This is a genomic window from Paraconexibacter algicola (assembly GCF_003044185.1).
GTDB classification, from domain to species: Bacteria; Actinomycetota; Thermoleophilia; order Solirubrobacterales; family Solirubrobacteraceae; genus Paraconexibacter; species Paraconexibacter algicola.
Genome location: NZ_PYYB01000001.1, coordinates 1,363,414 through 1,380,409 on the forward strand (window position 1 = coordinate 1,363,414; position 16,996 = coordinate 1,380,409).

At 74.5% G+C, this 16,996-nt stretch carries 14 protein-coding genes; 8 read left to right on the top strand and 6 right to left on the bottom strand.

The window, feature by feature from the left end; all coding sequences use genetic code 11:
- The first annotated feature begins 10 nt into the window (after positions 1–10).
- The gene (locus tag C7Y72_RS06600) at positions 11–1,441 is read left to right on the top strand and encodes a hypothetical protein (RefSeq protein ID WP_107567885.1); all 1,431 of its coding nucleotides are present in this window, start codon (positions 11–13) and stop codon (positions 1,439–1,441) included.
- Positions 1,442–1,609: 168 nt separating this feature from the next.
- Positions 1,610–3,241, top strand: a complete 1,632-nt coding sequence (locus tag C7Y72_RS06605) for an ATP-dependent metallopeptidase FtsH/Yme1/Tma family protein (protein ID WP_107567887.1) — start codon at positions 1,610–1,612, stop codon at positions 3,239–3,241.
- 6 nt (positions 3,242–3,247) lie between these two features.
- On the opposite strand, the gene nudC is transcribed toward C7Y72_RS06605, so the two are convergent.
- From nudC to C7Y72_RS06620, 3 genes are all read right to left on the bottom strand, one after another.
- Entirely contained in the window at positions 3,248–4,183 is a 936-nt protein-coding gene (nudC, locus tag C7Y72_RS06610; protein WP_107567889.1) for an NAD(+) diphosphatase, read from the bottom strand.
- 12 nt (positions 4,184–4,195) lie between these two features.
- Positions 4,196–5,242: a phospholipase D-like domain-containing protein gene (locus tag C7Y72_RS06615; RefSeq protein ID WP_107567891.1), complete on the bottom strand. Its 1,047-nt coding sequence runs from the start codon at positions 5,240–5,242 to the stop codon at positions 4,196–4,198.
- A gap of 146 nt (positions 5,243–5,388) precedes the next feature.
- The gene (locus C7Y72_RS06620) at positions 5,389–6,249 is read right to left on the bottom strand and encodes a diacylglycerol/lipid kinase family protein (protein WP_107567893.1); all 861 of its coding nucleotides are present in this window, start codon (positions 6,247–6,249) and stop codon (positions 5,389–5,391) included.
- 64 nt (positions 6,250–6,313) lie between these two features.
- Here C7Y72_RS06620 and C7Y72_RS06625 point away from each other — a divergent pair, with 64 nt between their 5' ends.
- The 6 genes from C7Y72_RS06625 (at position 6,314) to C7Y72_RS06650 (ending at position 10,229) form a co-directional block, all read left to right on the top strand.
- Complete coding sequence (locus C7Y72_RS06625) at positions 6,314–6,499, top strand: hypothetical protein (RefSeq protein ID WP_107567895.1); 186 nt, start codon at positions 6,314–6,316, stop codon at positions 6,497–6,499.
- Between the two features lie 12 nt (positions 6,500–6,511).
- Positions 6,512–6,922: a methylmalonyl-CoA epimerase gene (mce, locus tag C7Y72_RS06630; RefSeq protein ID WP_107567897.1), complete on the top strand. Its 411-nt coding sequence runs from the start codon at positions 6,512–6,514 to the stop codon at positions 6,920–6,922.
- Position 6,923: 1 nt separating this feature from the next.
- Entirely contained in the window at positions 6,924–7,148 is a 225-nt protein-coding gene (locus C7Y72_RS06635) for a hypothetical protein (protein ID WP_107567900.1), read from the top strand.
- Positions 7,149–7,173: 25 nt separating this feature from the next.
- A complete protein-coding gene (locus tag C7Y72_RS06640; RefSeq protein WP_107567902.1) occupies positions 7,174–7,725 on the top strand; it encodes a phosphatase PAP2 family protein in 552 nt (183 codons plus the stop codon).
- A complete protein-coding gene (gene ychF, locus C7Y72_RS06645; RefSeq protein WP_230316185.1) occupies positions 7,722–8,804 on the top strand; it encodes a redox-regulated ATPase YchF in 1,083 nt (360 codons plus the stop codon). Before C7Y72_RS06640 ends, ychF begins: the two co-directional genes overlap by 4 nt.
- Positions 8,805–8,867: 63 nt before the next feature.
- Complete coding sequence (locus C7Y72_RS06650) at positions 8,868–10,229, top strand: GGDEF domain-containing response regulator (protein WP_146175280.1); 1,362 nt, start codon at positions 8,868–8,870, stop codon at positions 10,227–10,229.
- Here C7Y72_RS06650 and C7Y72_RS06655 read toward each other — a convergent pair.
- From C7Y72_RS06655 to C7Y72_RS06665, 3 genes are read right to left on the bottom strand one after another with little or no spacing between them, the layout of a single operon-like run.
- Positions 10,201–11,451, bottom strand: a complete 1,251-nt coding sequence (locus tag C7Y72_RS06655; RefSeq protein ID WP_107567909.1) for a cytochrome P450 — start codon at positions 11,449–11,451, stop codon at positions 10,201–10,203. The two genes, C7Y72_RS06650 and C7Y72_RS06655, sit on opposite strands and share 29 nt — an antisense overlap.
- A gap of 41 nt (positions 11,452–11,492) precedes the next feature.
- Positions 11,493–14,900 carry a hypothetical protein gene (locus C7Y72_RS06660; protein WP_107567910.1) on the bottom strand — a complete coding sequence of 1,136 codons (3,408 nt, stop codon included), beginning with the start codon at positions 14,898–14,900 and terminating at the stop codon, positions 11,493–11,495.
- A 21-nt stretch (positions 14,901–14,921) separates the two neighbouring features.
- The gene (locus C7Y72_RS06665; RefSeq protein WP_146175281.1) at positions 14,922–16,970 is read right to left on the bottom strand and encodes a glycoside hydrolase family 2 protein; all 2,049 of its coding nucleotides are present in this window, start codon (positions 16,968–16,970) and stop codon (positions 14,922–14,924) included.
- Between the last annotated feature and the right edge of the window lie 26 nt (positions 16,971–16,996).

The window sequence follows — 16,996 nt, forward strand, 5'->3', positions numbered from 1 at the left end:
CATCCTCGCCATGATCGGTCGGGGGGTCGCCGTCGCAGCGTCGCTCGTCGCCCTGGCGGCGGCGACGAGTCCCACGGCGCAAGCGCAGACGTCGACGGCGGTCATCGTGCCGACGCTCGACTGCGTGCGGATCTCGCCGACCCGGCTCGAGGTCACGGGGGTGTTCGGCTACTGGAACACCGGCTCCACGGCGACGGATGTCGCGATCTCGGCGAACAACGTCTTCACCCCTCCCCCGGGGTTCCGCGGGCAGCCGACGACGTTCCAGCCGGGCCGTCAGCAAGCCGCGTTCACGGTGACGTTCCGCACGGACGTCACGCCGACGATCACCTGGAGCCTCCAGGGCCGGGCGCTGACCGTCGATCCGGCCACGGCGCCGCGTTGCGCGGGCTACGACGGCACCTTCACCGACGCGGCGATCATCGGCACGCCGGTTGTCGGCCAGCGGCTCGCCGCCCGGGTCCCGACGCTCGACGGTGGCCATGCGCCGTACTTCTCCTACCGATGGCAGCGCTGCGCCACGGTCGACGAATCGAGCTGCGTCGACATCCCGGGCGCGGACGCGCCCGGGTACGTCCCGACCACCGGGGACGCCGGCAGCCGCCTGCGCGTGCGGACGGTCGGCGTGAGCCCGTTCTCGGCCTCGGCGTTCCTGGATGGCCGCCCGACGGCGTTCGACGGCCCGTTCACCCGCACCTCGGACAGCGCGATCAGCGCACCGGTGGCGGCGCGGCCCGCCGTCTCCGCGCTGCCCGAACTGACCGGATCGACCGAGCCAGGCTCCACGCTGACCGTCGTCGGTGCGACCTTCACCGGTGACGGCCTCGGGACCCCGACCCGCACGATCGAGCGCTGTGGACCCAGCAGCTGCACTGCGGTCCAGACCGGTGGCACCGGCTACACGGTCGTCGAAGCGGACCGCGAGACCACGCTCCGCGTCGTGGAGGAGGTCGCCGGCGTGGACGGGATCACCGCGCGCGCCGTGTCGGCGGCCCGCGCGGTTCCGGCTGCACCTGCACCACCGACCACGGTGACGGCGCCGCCGACCACCGTGACGCAGACGGTGACGGCGCCGCCGACCACGGTGACCGTTCCTGGTCCGACGGTCGGCGGCCAGGGTGCACCGACGACGCCGTGCACGCAGACCTGCTCGCCGGCCATCACGACCCTCCGGCGCACCGCGACCGCCCTGCGGTCCACGGTGCTCGTGCCGGCCCGCGCCACCGTGGTGCTGCGCGTCCTGGTGGCGGGCCGGCCGCTCCCGCTCGCCGCGGGGAGCCGCGTCGGTCCGGTGCGCGTGCGCCGAACGACCACGCAGGTGCGTCTGCGTGCCACACCGGGACCGCTGGACGTCGCGCTGCGCGTCCGCGCCCCGCGCGGGGCCGTGCTGGAGGTCAGCGCCGCCCGTGGGGCCGAGAGCGTCACCGTGCGACGGCGGTAGGCGGCGCGAGGAGAACCCCGGCGCCGGGGCTCGCGCAGATGGGGTCCTCAACCCAGGTTGCAGGGGGTGCCGGCCGGGAAGACCCGTGGCACACTGGGGCGCGGGACCGTCCAGCCCGGACGCGCACCGGTCCAGCCGACGGGCGTCCGTGCCGATACGCGAGGAACCGTGCCGACCGACCAGCAGCTCCTGGACAGCAAGACGAAGCTCACGGAGGCGCTCCAGAGCGCGGTTGCGTCGCTGCAGAGCGTGACCGTGCAGCCGGTGCCCGACGACGGCGGCTGGGCGACCCGCCTGCAGGACTTCGCCGCCGACTGGGGCGGCCTGCTCGGCCTCGTCTTCATGGCGGCGATCGTCTACGTCCTGTGGCGGACGCTGAAGATGATGCCGCGGACCAAGCCGGTCCAGATCAAGCCGCAGGCGAAGCTCAAGGTCGGCTGGGACGAGATCGCCGGCGCGGACGAGGCGAAGGCCGAGCTCATGGAGGTCGTCGACTTCCTGCGCGACCCGAAGCGGTTCAAGAAGCTCGGGGCGACCGTGCCCAAGGGCGTGCTGCTGCACGGGCCACCCGGCACCGGCAAGACGCTGCTGGCCAAGGCGGTCGCGCACGAGTCCGGCGCCCAGTTCTTCGCCCAGAGCGCCTCCTCGTTCGTGGAGATGTTCGCCGGCCTCGGCGCCGCCCGCATCCGGCGGCTGTTCGACGAGGCGCGCAAGAACGCGCCCGCGATCCTCTTCATCGACGAGATCGACGCGGTCGGGGCGCGCCGCGGCAGCGACAACAACTCCGAGCGCGAGCAGACGCTCAACCAGCTGCTCGTCGAGATGGACGGCTTCGAGTCCACCGGCGACCTCGTCGTCATGGCCGCCTCCAACCTGCTCGAGAAGCTCGACCCGGCGCTGCTGCGCCCCGGGCGCTTCGACCGCCAGGTGTTCGTCTCCCCGCCCGACGTCGAGGGCCGCCACCGCATCCTCGAGGTCCACACCCGCGACAAGCCGCTGGCCGCCGACGTCGACCTGCGCACCGTCGCGGCGCAGACCAGCGGTCTCACGGGCGCGGACCTCGCGAACCTCGCCAACGAGGCCGCGATCTTCTGCGCCCGACGCGGCGCCGAGGCGCTGACGATGGCGGACTTCGACGGGGCGCTCGAGCGCGTCGTCGCCGGCGTGCAGACGAACACGACGCTCAACGAGCACGAGCGGCGCGTCGTCGCGTTCCACGAGGCCGGGCACGCGCTCTGCCGCGAGCTGCTCGTCACCACCGACCGCGTCCACAAGATCTCGATCGTCCCGCGCGGCACCGCGCTCGGGTACGTGATGAACCTGCCCGACGAGGACAGCTACCTGAAGACCCGGGAGGAGCTCGTCGACCAGATGACCGTGCTGCTCGGCGGCCGGGTCGCGGAGCAGATCGTGTTCGGCGCGGTCACCAACGGCGCCGCCAACGACCTCCAGCGCGTCGCCGAGATCACGCACGCGATGGTCCACGAGTACGGCATGGGCACGACCGCGTCCGGCTCCGCCTCGCGCGCGGTCACCGACGCGAACATCGTCTCCGACATGACCCGCCGGATCCGCGACGAGGAGCAGCAGGCGCTCGCCTACGAGGCCGAGCGCGCCGCGTACGCGCTGATCGAGCAGCACCGCCCGAAGCTCGACGAGTTCGCGCACGCGCTGCTGGAGCGCGAGGTGCTCGTCCGTGACGACATCGACGAGATCATGCGCGGCGTGCCGCGGATCGAGCGACGGCCCGGGGCGACCGGGCTGCGGATCGCCGCGGTCGAGTCGCCCGGCGCCCCCTGAGCGACGTCAGCCCGCCAGCCAGCGGTCCAGCAGGTGCCGCGCGATCGCGATCGACGGCGGCAGCAGCAGCGGCGCGCCCGGATCCCCCGCCACCGCGGCGGCGATCTCCTCGCGGGTGAACCAGCGCACGTCCTCGAGCTCGGCGTCGACGACGTGCGCGTCGCCGCTCACCCAGCGGGCCTCGCAGCCGATCATCAGCGACGCCGGGAACGGCCACGGCTGCGTCGCGACGTAGCGGACCTCGTCGACGAGGATCCCCGCCTCCTCCGCGACCTCGCGGGCGACCGCGGCCTCCAGCGACTCGCCCGGCTCGACGAACCCGGCGAGCGAGCTCCAGCGGTCCGGCGGCCACGACGGCTGCCGGCCCAGCAGCACGCGGTCGGCCCCGTCGGTCACGAGCATGATCACGACCGGGTCGGTCCGCGGATGGGTCTGGTGGCCGTCCGGGCAGGTGCGCACGTGCCCGGCGTCGCCGGAGACGTTCGGCCGGCCGCACACGCCGCAGAACGCGTGCGTGCGGTGCCAGTGGCGCAGCGTCGAGGCGTACGCGAGCAGCCCCGCGTCCTGCGGGCTCAGCACCGCGGCGGCCGCCCGGAGGTCCGACAGCTCGTCCTCGGGGCCCGCCTCGGCGACGTACACGGCGGTGCCGTCCGCGTCGACGCCGAGCAGCAGCGGCGCGCCGTCGCCGTCCGCGCCCTGCCCGACGAGCGTGCGGCCCGCCAGCGGCACCCGGCCCGCGTGCAGGAGCTCGCCGTCCTCGGTGAGCGCCCACGGGTCCGCGCCGCTGAGCTCGACCGTGCCGTCGACCAGCACGCCGCGGTCCCCGACGACGACCGCGCGCGTCCGCGGATCGGCGAGGGTCTCGGTGACGAGCGCGGGATCGCTGCGGCGCTCGCCGAGGCGGTCCAGCGTGCCGCCGGCGTACGGGATCGGTGCGGGCATGCCGGGAGTCTCCTACAGCTCCCGTCGCACGACGCGGGTCGCGGTCTCCCTGGCGCGCTGGAGCACCCCACGCTCCTCCCACGCCTGCGGGTCGATCCGGTCGCTGACCGCGAGGTCGCGCTCGAACTGCGCGGTCAGCAGACCCGCGACCTCGCGCGACTGCACGCACAGCGTCGCCTCGTCGTTGCGGGAGAAGCTGCGGTTGTCGAAGTTGATCGAGCCGACCGTCGCCCACGCCTCGTCGACCGTCAGCGTCTTGGCGTGCAGCATCGTCGGGCCGTACTCGTGGACCTCCACGCCGCAGTCCAGGAGCGCCTCGTACGTGTCCTGCCCCGCGCGACGCACGAGGTCCTTGTCGGCGTGCTCCCCCGGCACCAGCACCCGGACGCGCACGCCGCGTCCACGGGCCGCGCACAGCGCGGAGGTGAGCGCCGCGTTCGGCGCGAAGTACGCGGAGGTCAGGTCGATCGACCGGCGCGCCGAGGCGATCGCCAGGAACAGCAGCGCCTCCGCGTTCGTGTCCCCGACCGTGGCGCGGGAGCGGACGAGCTGCATCGGCCCGCCGCCCTCCAGCGGCGCGAGGTCCGGCAGGTGGTCGTCGCCGCACAGCAGCTGGCCGGTCGCCTCCAGCCAGCTCTCCGCGAACGCGCCGTGCAGCCCGCGCACGACCGGGCCGCGCACGCGCACGTGGGTGTCGCGCCAGTGCTCGGGGTCCTGCGCGTCCCCGGTCCACTCCTGCGCGATCCCGACCCCGCCGGTCATCCCGACCTCCCCGTCGACGACGAGGATCTTGCGGTGGTTGCGGTGGTTGGCCTGCAGCGGGCGCAGCGGTGACGCGGGCCGGAACCGCTCGATCCGCACGCCCGCGCCCTCCATCTCGGCGAGCACGTCGCCGGGCATCTTCAGCGAGCCGATCGCGTCGAGCAGCACGCACACGTCGACGCCGGCGCGCGCCCGGTCGGCCAGCGCGTGCGCGACGTCGTGCGCGATGTCGCCGGACCAGTACACGTAGGAGAGGAAGCAGATCGTGCGCCGCGCCCCGCGGATCGTCTCGAGCATCGCGGGGAAGATCCGGTCCCCGTTGACGAGGATCTCGAGCGCGTTGCCGTGGGAGATCGGCGCGCCCGTGAGCGCCTCGCAGGCGCGCAGGAACCCGGGCGTCGCGACGTCCAGCGGGTCGTCGAGCCGGTAGCCGCCGTCCGCGCTCAGGGCACGATCACCGCCACGCGCCGCGGGTGGACGTGGACCTCGAGCGTGGCGACGACCACGAGCTCGCCGTCGACGTTGAAGCCGCGATGGTCGTCGTCGGCATCGAGGTGCACCCGGACCCGGCGGGCGCGCTCGTGCGGCACGTCGTGCTGCTCGCCCAGCGTGCCGCGGCGCAGCCCGTAGGCGCGGCGCACGAGCGAACGGCGGTTCACCGCCGGCACGATCGTCACGTCGAGCAGCCCGTCGTCCTGGTCGGTCTCCCCGACCGCGGAGCCGCCGCCGAAGCGGCCCGTCCCCGAGACGCTGACCTGCCACGCCTCCCCGTCGAAGAACGGGCGGCCGTCGAGCGTCACCTGCACGCCGATCGCGGGGGCGCGCAGCCCCGCCCGGACGGCGCCCGCCATGTAGGCCAGGGGACCGAGCCGCGCCTTCATCCCCGACGCCTCGCGGGCCGCGCGCACCGCGAGCCCCGCGTTGGCCGCGTTCACGAACGGCCGGTCGTCGGCGGTCAGGCAGACCTCCGCCGGTCGGGTCGACGGCGTGGGGGCCAGCGCGACGCGGGCGGCGGCGGCGAGGTCGAGCGGCAGGCCGAGCGCGCGGGCGAAGTCGTTGGCGGTCCCGGCCGGGAGCACCCCGAGCGGCACGCCGGCGTCCGCGGCGGCGCGGGCGCTCGGCCCGATCGTGCCGTCGCCGCCGGCGACGATCAGCCGGTCGGCGCCGCTGGCGACCGCGGCCGCCTCCTCCCCGCACGCGAAGCGCACGACCTCCGAGGCGCCGCTCTCCTGCAGCAGATCGACGACCGCCTGCGGGTCGCGGACCGAGCCGCTGGCGGGATTGAGGACGAGGGCCGTGCGCATTGCCAGGTGCAGGTCTACCCGCAGCCGCGGCGGAACGGATCATCGACCCGGCTACGATGGACGGGTGGCGCACGGCTGCGACACCGGCATCTGCGCGGGAGACGTCCCGCCGCTGGTCGGCTCGATCCTCACCGGGACGGGCCTGACGCTGCCCCAGGCGGCCGCCGCGCTGCTCGACGACCGTCCCCTCCCGCCGATGACCGCGATCCAGCGGCGCCTGGTCGAGGAGCACGCGGCGTCGCTGGCGTAGACTGCGCCCCGCATGTTCGGACGCATTGACCACATCGGCGTCGCCGTCGAGTCCATCGACGACACGCTGCCCCTCTACGCCCAGCACTACGCGATGGAGCTCGTCCATCGGGAGCGGGTCGAGGAGCAGGGTGTCGAGGCGGTGCTGCTCGACGTCGGCGAGAACCACGTCGAGCTGCTGCAGCCGCTCGGTCCCGACACGCCGGTCGGCAAGTTCCTCGCCAACCGCGGCCCGGGGCTCCACCACGTCGCCTACCAGGTGGCCGACATCGAGGCCGTGCTGGAGTCGCTGAAGGGCGCCGGCATCCGCCTGATCGACGAGACGCCGCGGATCGGCATCCGCAACTCGCGCGTCGCGTTCCTGCACCCCAAGAGCTCGGGCGGCGTGCTCACCGAGATCGTCCAGCCCGCGGAGGACCACTGACATGGCCGACCCCGTCAAGCGCGTCTCGATCGGCTTCCACGCCTCGCCGCCGCTCGGACTGAAGCTGACCGAGCAGGCGCTCGCCGCCCTCCACGCCGCCGTCGAGCAGGGCAGCTGGTTCGAGACCGAGGCCGAGGACGCCGTCGTCAAGCTGAACACGGCGCAGGTCCTCTACGTGCGGGTCGAGAAGGACGAGCCGCGCGTCGGCTTCGGCCTGGGCGCCTAGCCCGGCCCCTCCCGTCCCCGGGGTCATGCAGCTCGCCCGTCGCCGTCCGCGCTCGCGGTTGCCGCGCGGCACGCGCCGGGCGATCGGCGCGGCCGACGTCGCGGTCTACCGCCTGCTGCGCGTGCACGCCTGCCCGGATCGCGCGGTCCCCTGGGTGCACGCGTACTCGCGCACCGGCGAGCACGCAGCGGCCTGGCTGGCGATCGGCGCGGCCGGCGCCGCGGTCGACGTCCCGCGCCGCGACCGCTGGCTGCGCGGACTGGCGTGCATCGGCGTCGCCTACGGCGTCAACGTCGCGGTCAAGCAGCAGGTCGGCCGCCGCCGGCCCGCGTTCGAGGAGCTGCCCGCCCTCACCCGCACCCCCACCCAGCTCTCGTTCCCGAGCTCCCACGCGACCGCCTCGTTCGCGGCGGCCGCCGCGTACCGCGGCCTGCTGCCCGGCCGCCCGCTCTACGCGGCCGCCGGCGCGATGGCGCTGTCCCGTGTGGTGCTCGGCGTCCACTACCCCACGGACATCGCCGCGGGCGCGCTCCTGGGGACCACCATCGGCACCATCGGAAGGCTGAAGCGCGCATGAGCATGAAGGTCGGCATCGTCGGGATGCCCAACGCGGGCAAGTCGTCGCTGTTCAACGCGCTCACGAAGGCGGGCGCGGAGGCGGCGAACTACCCGTTCACGACGATCGAGCCCAACGTCGCCGTGCTGCCCGTCGGGGACGACCGGCTCGACCGGCTCGCCGCGGTCATCGGGGCCAGCGAGGTCGTCGCCGACACGATCGACTTCCACGACATCGCGGGCCTCGTCGCGGGCGCCTCCAAGGGCGAGGGCCTGGGCAACAAGTTCCTCGCGAACATCCGCGAGACCGACGCGATCGTGCACGTCGTGCGCTGCCACGGGGACGACGGGGTCATCCACCCGGAGGGCAAGGTCGACCCGGCGTCGGACATCGAGACGATCGAGACCGAGCTGCTGTTCGCCGACCTCGAGGGCGCGGAGAAGCGGCTCGAGCGCGTCGTGCGCGGTGCGCGCGGCGGCGACAAGGCCGCGATCGCGGAGAAGGCGTGGCTCGAGGAGCTCATCGCCGGCTATCACGAGGGGCGCGCCGCCCGGCACACGCCGATGCCCGACGACGTGGACCGCGGGCAGACCGTGCAGCCGCTGACCGCCAAGCCGGTCCTGTTCGTCGCCAACGTCGACGAGGGCAGCGACGAGGTGCCCGCGGTGGTCGCCGAGCACGCCGAGCGGGTCGGGGCGAAGGCCGTGGCGATCTCCTCCCGCATCGAGGCCGAGCTCAGCGACCTCGACGAGGAGGACGCCGCCGCGATGCGCGAGGACCTCGGGATCGCCGAGTCCGGCCTCACGCGGGTCGTGAAGGGCGCCTTCGACCTGCTGCACCTGCTGACGTTCTTCACCGTCGGGCAGGGCGTCCGCGCGCAGTCCTGGCACCTCGAGCACGGCCGCACCGCCTGGCACGCCGCCGGGGAGATCCACACGGACATCCAGAAGGGCTTCGTCCGCGCGGAGGTCGTCCCGTGGGACGCGCTGCTGGAGGCGGGCGGCTACGGCAAGGCCCGTGAGGCCGGCACGCTGCGGCTCGAGGGCCGCGACTACGTGATGCAGGACGGCGACGTCATCACGGTCAAGCACACCGGCTGACGCCCCCGCGCCGGGAGGCTCAAGATCCGGCGGGGCCGGCCGACCGCCAAGGGGGTGGGCGCGGTGCTCGTCGTGGAACCCAGTCGGCTGCTGCAGTCCGTGCACGGGTCGGAGCTGCGCGCCGCGGGCCACGAGGTGGTCGCGGTCGCCGACGTGGTCGCCGCCCTGACCGCGCTCCGCGACCGCCGGTTCGACGCGGTCGTCTCCGCCGTCGACCTCCCCGCCCCGGGCGGGTACGGGCTGCTGCGCGCGGTCCGTGCCGATCGCGACCTCGCCGCCCTGGTGTTCGCGTTCGTCACGACGCACGAGCCCGCGATCGTGCGCGCGGCCACCGGCCGGGACTGGGTCGACGCGATCGTCCCGAAGGGGCAGCCCGGCGCGCTCGCCGGCGCGCTGCGCGCCGCCGACCGCGGGGGCCGGGCCGCCGGCGGCCGGGTGCTCGTGGTCGACGACTCGCCGCTCGCCCGGCGGCTCGTCGCCGACGCTCTGGCGGACGCCGGCATGGAGGTCGAGATCGCGGGTCGGGCGGACGAGGCGATCGATCTCGCGATCCGCGCGGCACCGGACGTCGTAGTCCTCGACATCGACCTCCCGCAGGCCGACGGCTTCACGCTCCTCGAGCGCCTGCGCGACCGGCCCGCGACCGCCGAGCTGCCGGTCGTCTTCCTCACCTCGATGGACGGGATCGGGCACCTCGAGCGGGCGTTCGTCGACGGTGCCGACGACTTCGTCCGCAAGGCGCAGGACCCGCGCGAGCTGGTCGCGCGGCTGCGCCGCATCCTCGACCGGCGGTGGGCCACGCGACGGGCCGCCCGGCGCGAGATCGAGCTGACGCAGGACGCGAACGTCGACGCGCTGACCGCGCTGGCGACCCGCGGTCACGCCGAGCACCTGCTCGCGGCCACCGCGGGCGAGTGCCGCTCCCGCGGTCGGGAGATGGCGCTCGCGCTGCTGGACGTCGACCACTTCAAGACGGTGAACGACCATCACGGCCACGAGGCGGGTGACGCGGTCCTCCGCGCGCTCGGGGAGCGGCTCCTCGGTGCGCTCGGGGGCGGGGACTTCGCCGCCCGGTGGGGCGGGGAGGAGCTGCTGCTCGCGTTCCCGGGGGCCTCGCTGACCGACGCGGCGGCCCGGGTGGACCGCCTGCGCGAGGAGGTCGCCCGCGCTCCCGTGCCGACCCTGGCCGGGCCGGTCGACGTGACGTTCAGCGCCGGGGTCGCCGCCGTGCACGACGACACGGCCGCCGCGATCGGCGCCGCCGACCGCGCGCTGTACCGGGCCAAGCGCGCAGGCCGCGACCGCGTCCTCGTCGCCCCCGCCCCCGCGGCGTCGAACAGGGAGTTCCCCCGGATGGAGCCGAACGACTCCCTGTTCGGCGCCGGGCGGGTCCGGCTCAGGGAAGCCGGACGGGCAGGGTCTTGAGCTGGTTGACGAACGGGGACTCGACGTAGCGCGGCTCGCCGTCCAGCGCGATGTGCGGGTGGCGGGCGAGCGTCTCCTCGATCAGCACGCGCAGCTCGAGCCGGGCGAGCGCCGTACCCAGGCAGAAGTGCCGGCCGCCCGCCCCGAACGCCTGGTGCTCGGCACGGCGGCGCAGGTCGAAGCGGTCGGCGTCCTCGTACCGGGTCTCGTCGCGGTTGGTCGACGCGTACCACATGACGACCTTGTCGCCCGCCCGGATCCGGCGGCCGCCGAGCTCGGCGTCGCGGGTGGCGGTGCGCCGGAAGTGCGCGAACGCGGGGAACATCCGCAGGGCCTCCTCGACCGCGTCGGGGATCAGCGCGGGATCGTCCAGCAGCAGGGCGCGCTGCTCCTCGTCCTCCATGATCGCTCGCATGCCGCTGCAGTACGTGGCCTTCGTCGAGTCGTTGCCCGCGGCCATGAGGAGGAAGAACCCCATGACGATCTCGTGCTCCTCGAGCCGCTCGCCGTCGATCTCCGCGTGCACGAGCACGCTGAGCAGGTCGTCCGTCGGCTGCGCGCGGCGCGCGGCGATCAGCTCCTGGCAGCGTCGGAAGATCTCCGGGACGTCGCGCGCCATCACGGTCTCCGGGCCCTCCGGGTTGACGTCGGGGTCGCCGGCCCCGAGCGTCGTGTTCATCAGGCGGGCCCAGATCTCGTCGTCCTCGGGCGGCAGGCCCATGAACGAGCCGATGACCCGCGACACGACCGGCTGCGCGACGTCGGTGACGAGGTCGCAGCGGTCGCGGCCCTCGAGCCGGTCGAGGACGCCGCGGGTGATCGCGCGGATGTCGTCCTCGTGGGCGGCGATGCGCCGCGGCGTGAAGCCGCGCTGGAAGAGCCCCTTGACGCGGTCGTGCTTGGGCGGGTCCATCCCGATGAACATCGCCTGGATCAGCTCGAGCGGCATCAGGCTGTCGCTGACCGCGGTGAACCCGGAGGCCGACGAGTAGGTCTGCCAGTCGCGGCTGACGGTGTGGACGTCGTCGGCGCGCGTGACCGACCAGAAGCCCGCCTCCTGCGGGAAGTCGGTGATGCTCGCCGTCCAGTGCACCGGACAGCGCGCCCGCATCTCGGTGAAGAGCGCGTGCGGCGGGCCGTCGACCCAGTGCTCGCGGTCGGTGACGAGGACGCCGTCGAGCGGGGCGTCGCCCGTGTCGGTGCGGGTGTCGAGGTCGGCCATGCCCGCGACAGTACCGACTGACTGGCTGGTCAGCTAGTCCGTCACCGGCGCGGCTTCCCGGGCCGCCGGTACGCCCGCACGGTCGTGCTCGCACGCCGCCCGGGCGCCCCGTCGGCGCGCACGCCCTGCACCGACACGCGCCCGGTCACCGCGGCGCGCAGGCCGCCGATCCGCAGCGTCCGCACGCGCGGCCCGCGGTCGTACACGAGGCGTCGCCCGTCGCTCAGCGCGACCCGCACGGTCTGGCGCCGCGCGCGGGCGCCCGGGGACCAGCGCACGGTCAGCGTCGCCGCCGTGCGCGACGCCCGCAGCCGCCGCGGCGTCGCCGGCCGGGCCGGGCGCGGGACGGTGAAGCGCCCGAGCGTGACCCGGTCGCGCGGCAGCCCGCCCTGCTCGACGATCGCCGTCACGGTGCGCGTGCCGCCGCGGCCCGCGACGGGCGTGAAGCGCAGCGTGCCCGTCGCGCCCTTCGCGGTCCCGATGCGGTGCAGCACCCCGTCGCCACTCTCGTAGAACGTCACGACCTGGCCGGGGATCGGCCGGACCGCGTAGCGCAGCGTCCGGCCGCGACGGGCGCGCCGCACGCTCCCGCCGACCCGCACCGCCGGCGCGTCGCGGAACGTCTCGAGCTTCGCGACCGCCGGGGAGCCTGCGGACGGGGTCAGCGTCCACGTCCCCGCGGCGGGCCGCGCGAGCGAGACGCCCTGCGTGCGCGCCCGCGGGTCGCCCGCGGTCAGGAAGCCCTCCCCGCGGGACCCGCCGGTGGCGGGCGTGGTGACCGTGCGCCCGTCGGGTCCGGTGAGCGTGAAGGCGGGGACGCCGGTCGCCCCGGTCGCGACGACGTTCAGCTGCCGCAGCCCCGACGTGACGACGAACCGCTGCGTCCCGTCGGCCTGGCGCAGCGAGGAGCCCGGCGGCGGGCCGACCTTGTAGGCCTGCACGTCGCAGAAGCCCCACATCGACTCGACGTCGTCGCTGCCCCAGAAGTGCCCGGCGCCGCCGCTGATGACGAACGGCTCGACGCCGACGCTGCCGCACGCGGCGATGCCCTTGGAGGAGACCACCGCCTCGGCCTGCAGGATGTCGGTGCCGCCGACGCAGGCCGAGCCCGCCCCCGCCGCGTTGAACGCGAAGTCCTTCGCGACGTGCACGTAGCCGTCGAAGGACACCTGGGCGCCCGCGACGGAGCAGTCCCCGATCTTCGCGTTGGCGCCGAAGGCGACGTCCCCGGGGTAGGTGTAGGTGAAGTACCCCTGGCCGAGCTTGAAGCCGAGCACGTACACCGGCCCCTTCGCCGCGACGGTCAGCGGGCTGCCGAGCGACAGCCGCACCGTGCCCTTGTCGTCGAACGGCCGACCGATCATCACGGTCTGGTACTCGCCGACGACGGGTCCCGCGCCCGCGATGACCTCGCCGGTGAACGCGAGGTCGGGCTTCAGCTGCAGCTCGAAGCCGCCGTAGCGGAGATAGACGAGCGGCGGGTAGAGGATTCGTCCCGGGGTCGGGAACTGGACGCCGACGTGGATCCGGCTGATCGCCCCGTCGACGATCGTCACGTCCCCGTCGAAGGCGCCGATCGCGTCCAGTCCGGGCACCGGGGGCTTCCACTCGACGTGCCCGGTCCAGGTCGGCGGGTCGGACGTGTAGGAGAGCGTCATGTTCTTGAAGCCCAGGCCCATCGTCACCGACGGCCCGACCTTCGCGTCGAGCTGGTCGAGGTGCAGGCCCGCCTGGTTGTCGCCGCGGAAGTCGACCGCGGCGCTCGTGTCGGAGAACGGGACGGGCAGCTGCAGGTAGGCCTTCAGGACGGACTTCCCGTCCGTCAGCGACAGCGTCGCGTCGCCGGTGACCTTCAGCCCGAGCAGCGACGCGCCGTAGCCGGCCTTGTCGAGGTCGAACGGGGCGGGGAAGGTGAACGTCCCGGACGCCGGGAACGTCCACGTGACCGCGCCCTTGGCGAGCGTGATCGTCCCGAGCCGCACCGTGGTCGCCGCGGCGGTCTTCAGCGTGCGCTTGCCGCTGTCGACGGTCACCGCCACGCCCTTCGGGTCGACGGTCAGGCCGTTGAGGAGGAACGGCTGGGTCGTCGTCAGCGTCGCGCCGGAGCCGGCCTTGAAGCAGCCGGACGAGAGGACCTTCGCGACCCCCAGCGTCACCGTCTTGACGCACGCCGGGTCCGCGGGGACCGGGGTCGGCGTGGCGCCCGGGCCCGGGGTCGCGGCCGGGGGCGGGTCCGCGGGGAAGCCGACCCCCGGCCCGCCGAGGCGCGTCGCGTAGACCTCGTCGTCGACCGAGCTGCCGTTCCCGGCCGGCCGGCTCCACGCCGCGAGGCCACGGCCGTCGGTGCCGGCGGCGAACGTCGGGTCGTCGGTGGAGGTGTCGGTGTCCAGGACGATGCCGGTGCGCGGCCACGTCTCCCCGGTCGCCGACGCGGTGTACACGAGCGCGGTCGTGGCGCTCCCCCGGTAGGCCGGGGAGTTGCTCGTGAACAGCGCGTGCACGTTCGACGCGCCGTCCAGGAACGGGCGCAGCCGTAGCGTGTTGTCGTCGTCGTTGAGCGTCGTCGGCGCACCGAACGCGTCGCCCGCCGCGTCGTAGCGGCGCACGACCGCGCGCCAGTCGGTGCCGCCGACCTGCTCGCGGTAGACCAGGACGGGCGGGGCGATGCCGTTCCCCGCCAGGTGCGCGGTGCCGTCGAAGCTCCCGGGCAGCAGCTTCCCGGGCCGCCAGTTCGCGATGTCGCGGACGGTGGAGCCGTCGCCCTTGTGCGCGCGCCAGCGATAGCCGCCGTCGCCGTGGCCACCGACGAGCGGCACGCGGCCCTCGCCGAGCACGACGTCGGAGTCGTACAGCACGCCGGGCAGCTGGCTCCCGGTGTTCATGTCGAGCGTCGCGCTGCCCGAGCCGTCGGTCGTGCCGATCGCGAGCTTCAGGCCGGAGATCGCCGAGAGCGACGAGACCTCGAAGGCCCCGGGGCCGTGGACGGCGCCCTCCCAGGAGTTCTCGTTGTTGGGCGCGACGCGCTTCGGGGTGGCGAACGTGGCGCCGGCCGCGTCGGGCTGCGTCGAGATCAGGTCGTAGAGCCCGTTGGTCGGGTATCCCGGCGCGCGCGTCTGACCGCCGAAGTAGATGACGTCCAGCAGCACGTGCACCTTCCCGGTCCCCGGGTCGCGCACGACGTCGGCCTCGAGCCGGCCCGCGTCGTTGAGGTCGAACGTCGTGCTCTGGGCGCACGTCTCGGTCCCGGGTGCGACGCGGCAGTAGCGGACGAGCTCGTCCGTCCCGGATCGCGACCGGTACACGAGGTGCACGGTGCCGTCGTCGGAGGCGACCGAGCGGACCTCGCCGCCGGTGCCGATGAGGGTGCGCGCGGACGCGCCGGGAGCGAGGGCGAGCAGCCCTCCGAGGACCACGGTCGCGGACCAGGCGACCGCACGGGAAGTGCGCATCGCCGGAATGTAGTGCGAAACTCAGCGTCGTGCGACCGATGATGCGGTTCGCCGGCGGCCGCGGAGGATGCCACGGAGCATCACCGCGTCGGCGACGAGCAGCGCGACGATCGCCAGCACGACCGCCCAGGCGAGCACGCCCGCGCTCCCGCCGCCGCCACCGCCGGCGGCCTGCGCGGACGCGGTGAGGCCGTCGGCCCGGAACAGCTGCGTGGCGCGGAAGTTGTCGTGCGCGACGTCCCAGGCGGGCTTCGGGCGCCCGTCGTAGGTGATGAGGCCCTTGTTGTGGATCCCGTCGCGCGGCACGTCGCGCTGCGCGCCACCGTCCCAGTCGGGCTTCACCGCGAACTCCCGCAGCGTCCAGTAGATCGCGCCCCCCAGGAACGGGGAGCGGTCGACGATGTCGAGCACCTGGGCGACGTAGTCGTCCTGGAACGCGTAGGTCTCCTTCGTCGTGCGCGGGCCCACGAACGTGGACTCCGCCCCGAACTCGGTCAGCACCAGCGCCGAGTCCGGGTACTTGCGGCGCATCGACGCGAGGTACGGCTCGAGGTCCGCGAGTCGCTCCGTGGAGTGCTTCTTCTTGCCCTTGTACCAGCCGAAGTACGAGTTGACGCCGAGCAGGTCGTAGGCGGCGAACGCCCGCTGCGCCGGGAAGCCCGGGTAGCTCAGCAGGTCGACGCTCACCGGCAGCGTCGGGTCGAGGTCGTGCACGAGCCCGCGCGCGGACTGCAGGAACGCCCGCGTGCCCGGCGTCGTGTCCGGCGTCGCGCTCAGCTCGTTGGCGACCGAGTGCGTGATCACCGACGGGTGCGACCGCGCGGCGATCACGGTGCCGCGCAGCGTGCGCAGCGCCTCCGCCCGCTGCTCGGGCGTCACGAGCCGCTTGTCGCGGTGGTAGATCGGCGCCTGGCTCCAGACGAGGATGCCCTCCTCGTCGAGCCGGTCCAGCAGCCGGTCGTTCAGCAGGTAGTGCGCGCGCGTGACGTTCGCGCCGAGCGCCTTGAGCTCCTTGACGATCAGCTCGATGTCCGCGTCCGAGAGCGCCGGGCCGCGGCCGCGCAGGTCCTCCTGGATCGACGCGCCGCGCATGTCGATCGCCCGGCCGTTGAGCTCGAGCATCCCGTTGCGCACGCGGACCGAGCGCAGCCCGACCCGCTTGCGGTCGACCTGCAGCACGCGATCACCGAGCCGCGTCTCCACGCGCGCGGTGTAGAGCCGCGGCGAGCCGGGCTGCCACAGCTGCGCGTCGCCCTGCACCGGGACCGAGAAGCGGATCCGGGCGCGCTCGCCGGGACGCAGCGCGCGCGGGGACGGGGCGCTGCCGGTCGTGACCGTGCCGTCGGGGGCGGTCAGCCGCAGCGCGACCGTCGGCCGGGCGGTGCCGCTGCCGCGGTGCTCGAGCGTGCCGTCGACGATCACCTTCGCGGTGCACGGCGGGCGCTCCTCGCCGGGCGCCGCGTCCGGGCACGTGACGTCCGACAGCACGCCGACGTCGTCGAGCCCGATCGCCGCGCGCGGCACGAGCGTCACGGGCCGCGTGATGCCGCCCCAGTTCCACCAGCCCTCGCGGGGCTCGGCGCCCTTGCGGCTGTCGGCGCGCACCAGCAGCGTGTTCATCTGCCCGGGGCGCAGCCCGGCGGCCGGCAGGGTGAACGGCACGTACGGGTCGCGGTTGCGGCCCAGCGGCCGCCCGTTGAGCCAGACGCGCGCGTCGCGGCGGACCTGGTCGAAGCGGATCCCCCAGCGCATCGTCGGATCGGTCGTGGCGGGGGCGCGGAACCGCAGCCGGTACCAGCCGACCGTGCCGAAGAAGTCCTGCTCCACGGGCCGCGCGTCGAACACGCCCGGGACCGCCGCCGCGCGCCACGCGGGGGAGCCAGCGCCGGTCTGCCAGCGCTCGCGCATGCCGCGGTCCGCCGGGTCGAGGGCCAGCTGCCAGCCGCTCGTCAGCGCCACCGCGGCCGGGGGGCCGGGCGGCGGGTCCTGTGCGCGCGTGGGCGCGACCGTCACGACGGCGATGAGACCCAGCGCGAGCGCCGGCACCGTCCTGGAGCGAAAGCGGGACACCACGAGCGCCGAATGATGGCGCACTC

What these genes read in the sequence shown, in the direction of transcription:
- C7Y72_RS06655 (WP_107567909.1), bottom strand. Translation starts at nt 11,451, where the DNA reads ATGGCCGACCTCGACACCCGCACCGACACGGGCGACGCCCCGCTCGAC.
- C7Y72_RS06620 (WP_107567893.1), bottom strand. Translation starts at nt 6,249, where the DNA reads ATGCGCACGGCCCTCGTCCTCAATCCCGCCAGCGGCTCGGTCCGCGAC.
- nudC (WP_107567889.1), bottom strand. Translation starts at nt 4,183, where the DNA reads ATGCCCGCACCGATCCCGTACGCCGGCGGCACGCTGGACCGCCTCGGC.
- C7Y72_RS06600 (WP_107567885.1), top strand. Translation starts at nt 11, where the DNA reads ATGATCGGTCGGGGGGTCGCCGTCGCAGCGTCGCTCGTCGCCCTGGCG.
- C7Y72_RS06660 (WP_107567910.1), bottom strand. Translation starts at nt 14,900, where the DNA reads ATGCGCACTTCCCGTGCGGTCGCCTGGTCCGCGACCGTGGTCCTCGGA.
- ychF (WP_230316185.1), top strand. Translation starts at nt 7,722, where the DNA reads ATGAGCATGAAGGTCGGCATCGTCGGGATGCCCAACGCGGGCAAGTCG.
- C7Y72_RS06615 (WP_107567891.1), bottom strand. Translation starts at nt 5,242, where the DNA reads ATGCTCGAGACGATCCGCGGGGCGCGGCGCACGATCTGCTTCCTCTCC.
- C7Y72_RS06635 (WP_107567900.1), top strand. Translation starts at nt 6,924, where the DNA reads ATGGCCGACCCCGTCAAGCGCGTCTCGATCGGCTTCCACGCCTCGCCG.
- C7Y72_RS06640 (WP_107567902.1), top strand. Translation starts at nt 7,174, where the DNA reads ATGCAGCTCGCCCGTCGCCGTCCGCGCTCGCGGTTGCCGCGCGGCACG.
- mce (WP_107567897.1), top strand. Translation starts at nt 6,512, where the DNA reads ATGTTCGGACGCATTGACCACATCGGCGTCGCCGTCGAGTCCATCGAC.